This is a genomic window from Tindallia californiensis, assembly GCF_900107405.1.
Classification (GTDB): Bacteria; Bacillota; Clostridia; order Peptostreptococcales; family Tindalliaceae; genus Tindallia; species Tindallia californiensis.
The window spans coordinates 170,251-183,448 of sequence record NZ_FNPV01000001.1 but is presented as its reverse complement, the minus strand read 5'-3'; the positions used below and the strand labels follow the sequence as shown (position 1 = coordinate 183,448).

At 38.9% G+C, this 13,198-nt stretch carries 11 protein-coding genes; 8 read left to right on the top strand and 3 right to left on the bottom strand.

What is annotated here, in order from left to right:
• On the top strand, positions 1-1,221 hold the full coding sequence (trpB, locus tag BLV55_RS00875) for a tryptophan synthase subunit beta (RefSeq protein WP_330386545.1): 1,221 nt from the start codon (positions 1-3) through the stop codon (positions 1,219-1,221).
• On the top strand, positions 1,208-2,008 hold the full coding sequence (gene trpA, locus BLV55_RS00870; protein ID WP_093309972.1) for a tryptophan synthase subunit alpha: 801 nt from the start codon (positions 1,208-1,210) through the stop codon (positions 2,006-2,008). The genes trpB and trpA overlap by 14 nt, the downstream gene beginning before the upstream one ends.
• Before the next feature lie 54 nt (positions 2,009-2,062).
• On the opposite strand, the gene BLV55_RS00865 is transcribed toward trpA, so the two are convergent.
• The 3 genes from BLV55_RS00865 to BLV55_RS00855 are packed head-to-tail and all read right to left on the bottom strand — an operon-like array spanning position 2,063 to position 7,492.
• Positions 2,063-2,809: an NYN domain-containing protein gene (locus tag BLV55_RS00865; protein ID WP_207645994.1), complete on the bottom strand. Its 747-nt coding sequence runs from the start codon at positions 2,807-2,809 to the stop codon at positions 2,063-2,065.
• Positions 2,810-2,826: 17 nt separating this feature from the next.
• The gene (gene speE / locus BLV55_RS00860) at positions 2,827-3,666 is read right to left on the bottom strand and encodes a polyamine aminopropyltransferase (protein ID WP_176968192.1); all 840 of its coding nucleotides are present in this window, start codon (positions 3,664-3,666) and stop codon (positions 2,827-2,829) included.
• Between the two features lie 22 nt (positions 3,667-3,688).
• The gene (locus tag BLV55_RS00855; RefSeq protein ID WP_093309968.1) at positions 3,689-7,492 is read right to left on the bottom strand and encodes a phosphoribosylformylglycinamidine synthase; all 3,804 of its coding nucleotides are present in this window, start codon (positions 7,490-7,492) and stop codon (positions 3,689-3,691) included.
• Between the two features lie 119 nt (positions 7,493-7,611).
• On the opposite strand from BLV55_RS00855, the gene BLV55_RS00850 reads away from it, so the two are divergent.
• The 6 genes from BLV55_RS00850 (at position 7,612) to BLV55_RS00825 (ending at position 13,177) form a co-directional block, all read left to right on the top strand.
• On the top strand, positions 7,612-8,226 hold the full coding sequence (locus BLV55_RS00850) for a Maf family protein (protein WP_093309965.1): 615 nt from the start codon (positions 7,612-7,614) through the stop codon (positions 8,224-8,226).
• An 84-nt stretch (positions 8,227-8,310) separates the two neighbouring features.
• Positions 8,311-9,669, top strand: a complete 1,359-nt coding sequence (mgtE, locus tag BLV55_RS00845) for a magnesium transporter (RefSeq protein WP_093309964.1) — start codon at positions 8,311-8,313, stop codon at positions 9,667-9,669.
• Between the two features lie 69 nt (positions 9,670-9,738).
• Positions 9,739-9,960, top strand: coding sequence for a hypothetical protein (locus BLV55_RS00840; protein WP_093309963.1), 222 nt, complete (start codon positions 9,739-9,741; stop codon positions 9,958-9,960).
• 140 nt (positions 9,961-10,100) lie between these two features.
• Positions 10,101-10,847, top strand: coding sequence for a hypothetical protein (locus tag BLV55_RS00835; protein ID WP_093309961.1), 747 nt, complete (start codon positions 10,101-10,103; stop codon positions 10,845-10,847).
• A gap of 255 nt (positions 10,848-11,102) precedes the next feature.
• On the top strand, positions 11,103-11,801 hold the full coding sequence (deoD, locus tag BLV55_RS00830; protein WP_093309959.1) for a purine-nucleoside phosphorylase: 699 nt from the start codon (positions 11,103-11,105) through the stop codon (positions 11,799-11,801).
• Between the two features lie 218 nt (positions 11,802-12,019).
• Entirely contained in the window at positions 12,020-13,177 is a 1,158-nt protein-coding gene (locus BLV55_RS00825) for a sensor histidine kinase (RefSeq protein ID WP_093309957.1), read from the top strand.
• Positions 13,178-13,198 lie beyond the last annotated feature (21 nt).

Genomic DNA, 13,198 nt, shown 5'->3' with positions numbered 1-13,198 from the left:
ATGGCGATGAGTCTAGAAAAAACAAAAAAAATCGTTGAGTTGGAAGATCGGTTTGGTATTTTTGGTGGCCAATATGCACCGGAAGTGTTAATGAGTGCATTGATGGAATTAGAAGAAGCGTTAAAGAAAGCCTATGAAGACAGCTCGTTTTCAAATGAGCTTAACAGGCTCTTGAAGGAATATGCTGGACGTGAAACTCCTTTATACTTTGCAGAAAACCTAACAAATCATTTATGTGGTGCGAAAATATACCTTAAGAGAGAAGACTTGAATCATACGGGTTCTCATAAAATTAATAACGTGATCGGACAAGCTTTACTAGCTAAAAAAATGGGGAAGAAAAGGGTTATTGCAGAAACCGGAGCTGGGCAGCATGGTGTTGCATCGGCAACTATCAGTGCAAAGCTAGGTCTTGAGTGTGATGTTTTTATGGGTGCGGAAGACATACGAAGACAGGCTCAGAATGTCTATAAAATGAAACTCTTAGGGGCAAAAGTACATGCTGTGGATTCGGGGACAGGGACATTGAAAGATGCTACCAATGAAGCCATCCGAGAATGGATTGCTCGGGTGGAAGATACGCACTATATCATTGGTTCTGTTGTGGGGCCTCATCCTTATCCTGTTATGGTTAGAAATTTTCAGCGAGTGATTGGTCTGGAAGCCAGAAAACAAATAGTACAATTGGAAAACCGTCTGCCTGATGCGGTAGTGGCTTGCGTTGGTGGTGGCAGTAATGCTATTGGACTGTTTCATCCCTTTATCGAAGATTCTCAGGTTCGTATGATAGGAGTAGAAGCAGGAGGGCTGGGGTTGGATAGCAAGCAGCATGCAGCGGCTCTTAATCGTGGAAGCATAGGGGTGATTCATGGGATGTTGACGTACCTGATGCAAAATAAGGATGGGGGGATTGAACCAGTTCATTCCATATCAGCAGGCCTTGATTATCCAGGAGTTGGGCCAGAACATGCCTATCTATTTGAATCCAAAAGAGCTTCTTATGAAGCTGTTACAGATCAGGAAGCCGTTCAGGCATTTCACTTAATGACGCAGCTAGAAGGGATTATACCAGCGTTAGAAAGTTCTCATGCCTTAGCCCAGGTGATAAAAATGGCGCCATTGATGGATAAGGAACAGATTATTATTATGAACTTGTCTGGAAGAGGCGATAAGGATATTCATACTATTATGGAAAGTGGGGAGCAGAATGACAAGAATTAATACAAAATTTATGTCTTTGAAAGAGGATAAGAAAAAAGCACTTATTCCATTTATAATGGCGGGAGATCCGGATATAAATACAACGATCAAACTGGTTTTGGAACTGGAGAAAGCTGGTGCTGATATTATCGAACTGGGTCTGCCTTACTCTGACCCGTTAGCCGATGGGCCTGTTCTACAACGTTCTGCGAAAAAAGCGATAGAAAAGGGAATGGATATGGATCAGTATTTGAAACTGATAGAGAGCATTAGACAAAAGACAGAAGTACCATTGGTAGGGCTTGTTTATGTGAATAGCTTACTTCAATATGGATGGGATGATTTTGGGAAATGTGCTAAAAAAGCGGGGTTAGATGGCGTAATCATTCCTGATCTGCCTAAAGAAGCTAGATTTTATGATGGGTTTGCCCTTTCGCCCTTACCAATCACTGAGATACGATTGGTAGCACCAACTTCTGGTGAACGTGTGCGCACTATTGCAAAAGATGCAGATGGTTTCCTGTACTGCATTGCTTCTAAAGGAGTTACAGGAGCTAGAAATACCTTGGATGAGGGGCTGGAAACATTTATGACTCAGGTAAGACAGGAAACAAACTGTCCGACAGCACTTGGTTTTGGGATATCGTCTCCGGAAATGGTGATGGAAATTCGCGAGTTGGCAGATGGGTTCATCATAGGGAGCTCATTAATGGAAAAGGTGGAAGAAGATGTAAAAAGAAATAAGGGCTTCGTGAAGACCATCGACTTTATTGCTACATTACGTGAAGCTTTGGATAAAAATAGATAGGAAGAGTTACTGCATAAGAGTGAAAAAGCTGACAGCGAAGCTGTCAGCTTTCTTTTACTCGATTAATTTAACATAGACACTACTGGGGCCAACATCATCCATTCTTTTAAGCTGAAAATATTTTGGGAAGGCTTCAATCAGTTGTGAAAGCTGACGAAACCCATAACTTCTTGGATCAAAACCAGGATCAAGCTGCAACAATGCTTTTCCCAGAGAGCCGAGATGAGTCCATCCATCTTCCTGAACAACCATTTCGTAGGCTTCTTTTAATAAATCCATTAAAACAGAGTCTTTTGTTTTCTCTTTTTTTCGATTATTAGATGATTTACTCGTTGATTTTGAGTCTTTTGGAGCGATGTTTTCAGTATAGATAAAGATGTCGCATGCATTTACGAAAGCTTTCGGTGTTTTTTGTTCGCCAATTCCCATCACAAAAGTACCGTTCTCTCGTATGCGAGTAGCTAAACGAGTATAATCGCTATCGCTGGACACAATGGCAAATCCGTCCACTAATCTGCCGTGGAGTATATCCATTGCATCAATAATTAGAGCGCTATCAGTTGCGTTTTTACCAACAGTATAACGAAACTGTTGAATTGGCTGGAAAGCATGGTTATTTAAAGACTCTTTCCAACTTTTCATTTCAGGAGTTGTCCAATCTCCATAAATCCGTTTAATAGTAACAGCGCCATATTTACCAGCTTCTGTTAGCATTTTAGCGATTAAAGAAGGTTGAGCATTATCTCCGTCTATTAATAAAGCCATTCGTTGATCTTTATTACCATTTTCTTTTTTAGTCAAATGAATGCCCCTTTCCTTTATTCATCCATGGTAAGGCCGGTTAAATCATACCACCAAGTAGGAAGTGAAAAGGCAGCTTGATGAAATGGCTTATTATAATAATTACCAGTAAATTTAGTTCTTGGAGTTTTACAACTGTGACCATCAGCGGAGGCAATAACAAAAGCCATATCTCCTCCATAAACAGGAACGACTCCTCTGTACACTTCTACTTTTGGAAAGCACCGTGCAACTCTCTCGACAGCTTCTTTCAATTCTGGAGCTTGAAACACGGGTACACCAGCTTGTCGGACCATTACACCATCATCATTTAGACACTTCCGGATATCCTGATAAAAAGGCATTTCAAATAAAATTTTAGCTGGACCGATAGGGTCTGGAGAATCGACGATGATGACATCGAATTTTCGACTTTGAGCAATTTCACCAGCGACATAGGCCGCACCATCACCAACAATAAGTTCAAACCTGGGATCATCAAAAGCATCGGAAAAGAAGAGCATTTCCTTACTTATTTCAATTACTCGTTGATCAATATCCACCATCGTAATCCGTTTTAAGCTTTCGTGTTTTAGACATTGTTTGAGAATTCCACCGTCACCACCACCAATGATCAGAATCGATTGAACTGGTCGATTTAATGCCATGATAGGAAGGTGGCTCATCATTTCGTGATAAATAAACTCTTCTTTTTCAGTTGTCTGCACAACTTCATCTAAAATAAGCATTCTTCCAAAATGTTCATTGTCAGCAATTTGTAAATGCTGAAATTTAGTCTTTTCTTCGTAAACAGGTGATACTTCATACCCATAAACGGTTGATGGACTGTGCTTTTCATAAAACCATTTTTTTGACATAGGATCCCCCTTACCATAAGGTTTATTTATAATAGTAAACTCCAGATTCAAATAATCTTTGATGTTTATTCCCAGGGATGTTCTTAGCGACATGAATTCCGGTTCTTTCTGTATGAGCCATTTTTCCTAACACTCTTCCATCTGGACTGCAAAGAGATTCTACTGCATGAAAGGAACCATTTGGATTAAAAGCTATATTCATGGATGGATGACCTTTGTCGTTGACATATTGAGTCGTGATTTGACCTGCTTCTATCCAAGCAGAAAGATCTTTTTCACTAGCAATAAAGCGTCCTTCTCCATGAGATACTGGTAGTGTATGAACATCACCAACTTCCATCAGAGAAAACCAGGGTGTTAAAGTAGAGCTAATGCGAGTATTCACCATACAGGATACATGACGGCCAATCTCGTTAAAGGTTAGTGTAGGCGAATGAGCGTCTAAAGGTCTGATCTCACCAAAAGGTACTAATCCTAGCTTTATTAAAGCTTGAAACCCGTTACATATGCCCAACATTAATCCGTCACGGTTCTTTAATAGTTCATGGATAGATTCTTGAATACGTGGATTTCTAAAAAATACATTGATGAACTTTCCTGAACCATCTGGTTCGTCGCCAGCACTAAAACCACCGGGAATAATAACCATTTGGGAATTTTGAATCCCCTGAACCATTCTTTCTACACTTTCTTCGATATCTCTGGAAGAAAGGTTTCGGATGATAATTGACTCTGAAAGGCCACCTGCTTTTTCTAAAGCCAGAGCGGTGTCGTACTCGCTGTTTGTACCTGGGAATATGGGAATGACAGCTCTAGGTTTAGCATAAGCTACTCTTGGTTTTATCCGATTTTTTGGCTGGTAGGAAGGAATGGATAGAGTATCTTTAGGTGAATTAAATTTGGTTGGAAAAATTGGCTCTAATGTTTTTTCCCATGAATGTTTCAAGTTTTCTAAGTCCATTTTGGTTCCTTTTATATTGATGGTTTTCTCTGTGCTTGTTTGACCAAGATGATAAGTTGGAATCAGATGAAACAACTTTTCGGCAGCCGCTTCGTCTTTCATTTCTAAAATGAAGCTTGCTGGATCTGCTAACCATAATTCTTTTGGTGATAAGGGGATGGGATCGTGAAAAGAAAACCCTATATCGTTACCAAAACACATTTGAGAGACGGTTGCAGCAACACCGCCGACACCAACGGTTTTAGCTGAAACGATTTCTCCATTTTTTATCATAGAGTGAATAGTGGAGTAGATGGTTTGCAGCTGATCCAAATTTGGAAGCGATGTATCGGAATACTCTGCTCTAGTTAGCATTACTGGTTTTGAACTATCCTTAAACTCTGGTGATATAATATGTTGAGCTTCTTGTGCATCCACAGCAAAAGAGACCAAGGTAGGCGGTACATCCATATCTTTAAAGGTACCGGACATGCTATCTTTTCCTCCGATGGCTGGAATGGATAACTGGCTTTGTACCGCGTAAGCACCGAGTAATGCAGCCATTGGTTTTCCCCAACGTTCTGGATCATTTCCTGGTTTTTCGAAATACTCCTGCAAAGTAAGCCTGGATTTTGAGAAGTCCCCCCCCATAGCTACTAACCTAGAAAGTGATTCAATAACAGCTAGAAAACCACCATGATAAGGACTCCAAGAAGAAACAAAAGGATTGAAGCCTGCTGTCATAATCGTTGCTGTGGAGGTCTCTCCATGTAGCACAGGTATCTTTGCGGACATTCCTTCAGCAGGTGTTAGTTGATTTTTACCGCCTAAAGGCATTATTGTTGTAGCGGCACCTACGGAGTTATCGAACTTTTCGATTAATCCCTTTTGACTACATACGTTTAAATCTTCCAGATTGGTTTTCCATACACTTTCCCACTCGAGCTTTTCGTTAGTTAAGGATGAATGAATGGATACCGGCATAGAGAGCAAGGGGTTTTTCTCTGGATTTGGGGCGCTAATCTTCATAGAAACCTGTTGTTTGACACCGTTTGTGTCGAGAAAATCTCGTGAAAGATTTACAATGGTATCCTTTCTCCATTTCATCGTAAGTCGTCTTGTATCAGTTACAATGGCAACAGGAGTAGCTTCCAGGTTTTCTTTTGCTGATTCTTCAATGAAAATATCAACATTTTTTGGATCCAACACAACGGCCATTCTTTCCTGTGACTCAGAGATAGCCAGTTCGGTTCCATCTAACCCTTCGTATTTTTTAGGCACTTGATCCAGATCGATGTCGAGTCCATCGGCTAGTTCTCCAATAGCAACAGCAACGCCACCTGCTCCAAAATCGTTACATTTTTTAATAAGTGTACTCACCTTAGGGTTTCTAAAGAGTTTTTGGATTTTTCGCTCTGTTGGAGCGTTTCCTTTTTGAACTTCGGCACCACAATTGGCGAGAGAATGTTCGTCATGTTCTTTTGATGATCCGGTGGCTCCTCCGCAACCATCCCGTCCTGTTCGACCACCAACTAATATAATAACATCACCAGGTGAAGGGGATTTTCGTAAAACATGGCTTTTGGGTGCGGCGGCAATCACAGCACCTAGCTCCATTCTTTTGGCTACATATCCGGGGTGATATATTTCTCGAACATGGCCCGTTGCAAGGCCGATTTGGTTTCCATAAGAGCTATACCCGTTGGCAGCTTCCTGAGTGATTTTCTTTTGTGGCAGTTTACCTGGTATGGTATCGGAGATAGGGGATAGTGGATCACCAGAGCCGCTAATTCTCATAGCCTGATACACATAAGAGCGACCGGACAGTGGGTCGCGAATGGCCCCACCCAGACAAGTTGCGGCACCACCAAAAGGTTCAATTTCGGTGGGATGGTTATGGGTTTCGTTTTTAAACATTACCAACCATTCTTCTGTATTTCCATCAACGATAACTGGTACATGAATGCTACAAGCATTTATTTCTTCGGATACTTCCAAGTCGTCCAACAATCCTTCTTTTCGCAAGGCTTTCATGGAAAGGGTTGCCAGATCCATTAAGCAGGGATATTTTTCCTCCAGTCTTTCACCATAGACTTTTTTGCGGTTATTTAAGTACTGATGATAGGTATTTTTGATGGGATTGGTCAATGGGCTTTCTTCGAAATCAACATGATCGATTTTAGTCATAAAAGTAGTATGACGACAATGGTCGGACCAGTACGTGTCAATCATTTTAAGTTCAGTAATACTGGGATCTCTTTTTTCTTCACTACGGAAATAGTTTTGACAGTAGAGCAAGTCTTCATGACTCATAGCCATACCCATTTCCTCACTTAAACTATGTAGTTCCTTTGGTGTGAATTGAATAAATCCATCGATTACTTTTACTGGCTTAGGGTTTGGCATATCCATCGTAAGCGTTAGCGGTTTTTTTAATGAAGCTTCTCTGGATTCAATAGGATTGATTAGATAATTTTTGATAGACACTATTTCACTTTGGCTCAATTCACCATATAAAACATATACCTTAGCAACAGCAACATTTGGTCGATGATCCTTTGTAGATAACTGAATACATTGCTCAGCTGAATCAGCTCGCTGGTCGTACTGACCGGGGATCAGCTCTGTTGCAAAGACAGTAGAAGCATCGTTGAAATTGAATGTTTCGTCATACACATCATCCACTGGGGGTTCTGAAAAGATCATTCCTTTTGCTTTTTCAAAATCTGAGTCGGAAATTCCTTCGATATCATAGCGATTTAAGATCCGAAGCGTATTTAATGAGCTTATGGATAAGCTCTCTCGCAAATCTTTCAACAATCTATTTGCTTCCAATTGGAAAGCTGGTTTCTTTTCGACAAAAATGCGTCGAACATTGGTTGGCATGAAAATCCCCCTTTGACTTCTATGGTTTTGATATCTATAATTATAACAGAAAAAATTCAAATGAACAGGTTGAGAACTTGGTATCTATTGGAAAAACATTTAGATGGAAGAGGGATAAGATGAAACTGATACTAGCTTCACAGTCACCCAGGCGTCAAGAAATACTGAGTAAACTGAAAATTGTCCACAGCGTTGAGAAAAGTGATGTGAATGAAAATGAGATAATAGAAAAAAATGCCTGTCGTTCAATTAGTGAAAGAATTAGACTTTTGAGTTACGAAAAGGCAAATGAGGTGGCAAAAAAACATTGGAATGAAAAAAAATTGGTATTAGGTGCTGATACGGTTGTTGTTCAGAGCAATATAATATATGGGAAACCGAACAATGAAGAAGAAATGAAAGAAATGTTAGCGGCTTTTTCTGGGAAGATGCATCAAGTGATGACAGCTGTGACTATGATAAACACTAGCACTTGCCAAGCAGAAACTACGGTGGAATGTACAAAGGTTTTGTTTAGACTTCTTAATGAACAAGAAATGGACTGGTACTTAAAAAACGCTCATTATGATGATAAAGCGGGAGGTTATGCGATTCAAGAAGAAGGAGCTTTACTGGTTAAGTCAATAGAGGGCTGTTACTACAACGTTGTAGGATTGCCGATTCATGCCACTTTAAGGCTGTTTGAAAGATTTCAATTATCCTTGACTGATTTTCAGGAACAAGAAATCGATTAACGATTGACCATATCTTTGTCTGTCCGTTGACCAGTAGAAACATGTATGTTATATTTTAGATAATTTTAAGATGGGAGGGATCGGATGCCAGGGTTAAGCGAGGAGTTAAATAATGAAATTGTTGAAGCGATTCGGAATGAAGATGCAGAAACCTTGCGCCATATTCTGGACGAGATACATCCCTATGATATGGCGCAAGCCCTATTAAATCTTGATGAAGAAGAAAGAAAGATATTTTCAAAGCTAACGGATGAAGAGCTTGCTGATATTCTGGAAGAATTGGATCACGAAGAACAGCAATCTTTGTTGGAGACGATAGGCCTTGTTCGAGGTGCTCGAATTATTGAACGGATGGCTCCTGACGATGCTGCAGATTATTTGGGAGAATTAAATGAAGCGGAAAAAGAAGAGATTCTAAGCAAGTTAGATCAAGAGATAGCGAGTGACATTCGTCAGCTTTTAAGATATCCAGATAATACTGCTGGTGGTTTGATGACCATAGATTACTTTTTTCTTTATCAATATGATACAGTAGAAAGAGCGATAAGCAGATTGAGAAATTTAGCACCTGATGCTGAATCGATCTACTATTTATTTGTGGTGGATGATAGCCATAGACTTATAGGAGTTGTTTCCTTACGGGAGCTGATTGTAGCAAATCCTGAAACGATGGTGGAAGATATAATGTCTGAACGGGTCGTTTCTGTTCCTGTTGACATGGATCAGGAAGAAGTGGCCAAAACAATGGGGAACTACGGGTTTTTGGCATTGCCTGTTATAAAAGGTGAAAAAATGGTAGGAGTTGTTACAGTAGACGATGCTATTGAAGTAATTGAAGAAGAAGCATCGGAAGACATGATGAAATTTGGTGGTATTTCGGGTTCTGAAGATGGCCTTCAGGATCTTAGCATAGGACCAATTAAAGCTTCAATGAACAGAATCCCATGGCTGGTATTGTTACTCGGAGTAGGGGTTTTAGCAGGTAATATTATTGATCGGTTTGAAGAAACGTTAGATGCCGTAGTTGTTTTGGCTGTATTTATTCCTATGATTGCAGATATGGCTGGAAATACAGGGACACAATCACTGGCGGTGGTTGTGCGTGGCTTAACGATGGGTCAGTTTTCTGGAAAAAACGTCTGGAAGTTACTAAAAAGAGAAGCGATTGTAGGAGTAATAATAGGAATAGTAAATGGTGTTTTGATCAGTATTATTGCTGCTTTATGGCAAAGAAGTATGATGCTTGGTTTTGTAATAGGACTCTCCTTGTCCATTACACTATTTGTTGCTACTTTGGCAGGAACGGTAGTACCATTGATAATGACAAAGCTGAAAATAGATCCGGCGGTAGCATCCGGACCGTTTATAACGACTGTTAATGACATTGTCGGGTTAACTATATATTTTACTGTAGCGACCAGATTTATGCATTATTTGGTTTAATCGATCATGAGTGTTATTCAATAAAGGGTAAAATTTATGAATTTTGATGAATAGAAGGGAGGATGTTCCGTGGAAAGAAGAAATCGAGAAAGGATTAAAGAAAAAATCCATGAAATTAGCTGCAAAATTACAGAAGATGAAGCTGAAAAGCTTTTGGATCTTTTTGATGAAGAAGCTAAGAAGGTGGCGAAAGGTTCAATATACAGTTTGGAAATTCAATATATGTTGGATGAATGGATGGAAGAAGAGTTTCCGGACCAGAAAAATGATGGAGATAGAACCATCCATTAAGAAAAACGATCAGCCGCCCTGTATAAGGCGGTTTTTTTCTTTCAAACGTAAACATTGAAGAATATATTCAAAATAGAATGGGTAGTTAATGTCAATAAGCTAGGAATGCGTAAACTATTTTGATGAATGAGGCGATACGAATGAAATCGATGTTAGGTAATTCAAGCATGACAAAACTATTATTGAGATGGCTATCGAAAGTAGCCCCCGGAGTATATCATGTTTCTCCAGAATGCCTTGGAAATAGCAGATATAGCATCAATGAAATGCGTCGATTTCCAAAAGATCCAGCATTTCTTAGGGAAAATATACATACGGTGCTGGAAACGATTTTTTATGTAAGAGCCTCTTTTTTTAGACCTAAAATTGGAGATATTAGGATTTGTCAGCCGCCAATGATATGGCATTACAACCTCACAGGACCAGAAGCAATCATGGCTAATGAAGGGAATTGTGGTGCCCTGTCAAGCCTACTTAATTATTTGCTAAAAGGAAAGTATACAGAGGTGGGATTTATTGCTTGCAGTGATGAAGAAGGAGGGCATGTGTTTAACTATGTTAAACAAGACGATAAATATTATTTTATCGATTTGTTAAATTATTTATATGGCAGTAAAGCGATGGAACATTCCTCAACAATGATTTATGAAGCAACTAGTCTGGAGGCATATGCAGCATATTATCAGCAGAGAAGCAAGAAAAAAATAAAACTGGTGGTCTCCTATCAGTCGGAGCATGTGTTGCCGATGGGGAGAAAAAAGAATGAACCCATTATGTACTTTCCAGTTGAAAAACCGATTAATCTTTTACTAGAAACTCCTGAAACAGGCATTGTTGCTAGGTTTTATGATGAAAAAACCGAGAGGGTTTGCATCAATAAAGGATGAGATGAAGCCTTTTTTATAAATACGGATCAAATTGAATTCAAGTTTGTTTCAGTTTGAAACAGCAGCGAAATATGATAGAATAATTTAGCAGAAAGGATTATTAAAAAGAATTAAGAGGAGTGGTGAAATTGCCCGCTAGAGTCAGGAAAATGATTGCCATTATTGTTGCGGTTATGATGATCTTTTCCACCTTCGCCGCATTAATTTCTGCGGTAAGTATTATCTAAATTTTCATAGGAATAGGAGTGTCAATTGATGAGTATTCATATTTCAGCGAAACCAGGTGAAGTTGCCGAAACAATTTTATTGCCAGGAGACCCTTTGAGAGCAAAGCATATTGCAGATAATTATTTAGAAGAAGCTGTTTGCTTCAATGAAGTAAGAGGAATGTATGGATTTACAGGTTACTATAAGGGAAAAAGGGTGTCTGTTAGTGGTACAGGAATGGGAATTCCTTCGATATCAATCTATGTAAACGAGCTGATACGAGAGTATAACGTTAAAAATTTAATTCGAATTGGAAGTTGTGGATCGTTACAGGAAGAGGTAGCGATTCGTGATATTATTATTGCCATGAGTGCGAATACAGATTCTAATGTTAATAACATACGATTTCCGCAACGAAATTTTGCGCCAACAGCAAACTTTAGTTTGCTAGAAAAGGCAGTTGAAACAGCTAGAACAAAAGGATTGGATCCTAAAGTAGGTTCGGTGTTGACCTCAGACAACTTTTACCATGAAGATCCTGAAGAATGGAAAATGTGGGCTTCTTATGGCGTGTTAGCAGTTGAGATGGAAACGGCAGAACTATACTCATTGGCAGCGAAATATGGTGTTAAAGCCCTATCTGTTTTAACGGTTAGTGATCATTTTATTACCGGGGAACAAACTACGTCGGAAGAGCGGCAAAAGACCTTCAACGATATGATGGAAATAGCCCTATCCCTTGCTTAGTACTTGAACTGGTAGATATCCTTTAGGTACTAAGGTTAGATTGAACAACGGAGAAATAGGGATTGTTATCCGTTTACATGATGGCTATCCTACAAGGCCAGTGATAAAATGTATCGAAAACGGATTGTTGAGAGATTTACTGAGTGACCATACAATTTTGTAGACGAGGTATGTTATTCAAAAAATTAGCTAGAAGAAATGTGAAAAGGAGTTATTGAATGAAAGTTGATCTGAATCAATTGAAAGAATCAAACGAATTTCTAAATACACTTTTAAATCACATAACTTCGCTAATATTTATACTGGATCAGCAGTTAAGAATCCAGTGTGTTAATGGTGCGGTGGAAGAGTCTTTCGGAAAAGATATTAAAAATATGACGCATCAAATATTTGGGAATGCTATAAACTGCAGTCATGCTATTGAAGAAAACAAGAATTGTCAGCATACTTCTTTCTGTGATTTATGTGATTTTAGGAAAGGACTTTTTAAAGTTCTTAAACATCAAATACCTACTTATAAAGAGAAAGTAACTCGCCACTTATATATAAATGGCAAAAAAGTAGAGAAAACTTTTGTGTTTACTACGCGGCATATATATTATGAAAAAAAGAGCATGGTTATGGTGGTAGTAGATGATATAACGGAAATTGAAGAACAACGGCGTGAATTAAAAGAAGCCATATTATTAAAAAATAAATTTCTTGGAACAGTCACACATGATTTGCGAAATCCTATCAGTGCGATCCAGAACGTGTCGTGGTTTTTACTGGATGATTCAGATAAAATGACTGATGAACAACGGTTGTTTTTGAAGGATATTTATGAGGTTAGTGAATACATGAGTCGTTTGGTAGATGATTTGCTTGAAATTAGCCGTATTGAAAGTGGAAAGCTGGAATTAAATATAGGTTACCATGACTATGCAGAAACGATAAGAGAAAGTGTTATGATTAATCAACCATTAGCTGTAAAAAAAGATATTAAAATGGAACTGATTTTATCGGATAAACCTTTAATGCTTTACTATGATCGAAACAAGATCATGCAAGTTGTTAATAATTTAATAGGGAATGCCATCAAGTTTTCTTATAAAGAAACAAAAATATGTGTTAAAGTAACACAGCGTGATCGATATCTCCTAACATGTGTTTCAGATGAAGGGCCTGGAATTCCAATGGATGAAATTGACCAGGTGTTTTCTGAGTTTAGTAAACTTAGCACCAGGCCAACAGAAAATGAAAAAAGCACAGGTTTAGGTCTGGCAATAGCAAAGCGTATTGTCGATGGTCACCAGGGAGAAATATGGGTTGATAGTGTTGTGAACGAAGGTTCGAGGTTCTTTTTCAGCTTGCCGATGGATGACAGATACGCATAAATAAACAATACTTTTTTACGA

Coding starts and splice junctions, on each gene's coding strand:
- trpB (WP_330386545.1), top strand. CDS start 1: ATGGCGATGAGTCTAGAAAAAACAAAAAAAATCGTTGAGTTGGAAGAT.
- speE (WP_176968192.1), bottom strand. CDS start 3,666: ATGTCAAAAAAATGGTTTTATGAAAAGCACAGTCCATCAACCGTTTAT.
- mgtE (WP_093309964.1), top strand. CDS start 8,311: ATGCCAGGGTTAAGCGAGGAGTTAAATAATGAAATTGTTGAAGCGATT.
- BLV55_RS00835 (WP_093309961.1), top strand. CDS start 10,101: ATGAAATCGATGTTAGGTAATTCAAGCATGACAAAACTATTATTGAGA.
- deoD (WP_093309959.1), top strand. CDS start 11,103: ATGAGTATTCATATTTCAGCGAAACCAGGTGAAGTTGCCGAAACAATT.
- BLV55_RS00855 (WP_093309968.1), bottom strand. CDS start 7,492: ATGCCAACCAATGTTCGACGCATTTTTGTCGAAAAGAAACCAGCTTTC.
- BLV55_RS00825 (WP_093309957.1), top strand. CDS start 12,020: ATGAAAGTTGATCTGAATCAATTGAAAGAATCAAACGAATTTCTAAAT.
- trpA (WP_093309972.1), top strand. CDS start 1,208: ATGACAAGAATTAATACAAAATTTATGTCTTTGAAAGAGGATAAGAAA.
- BLV55_RS00850 (WP_093309965.1), top strand. CDS start 7,612: ATGAAACTGATACTAGCTTCACAGTCACCCAGGCGTCAAGAAATACTG.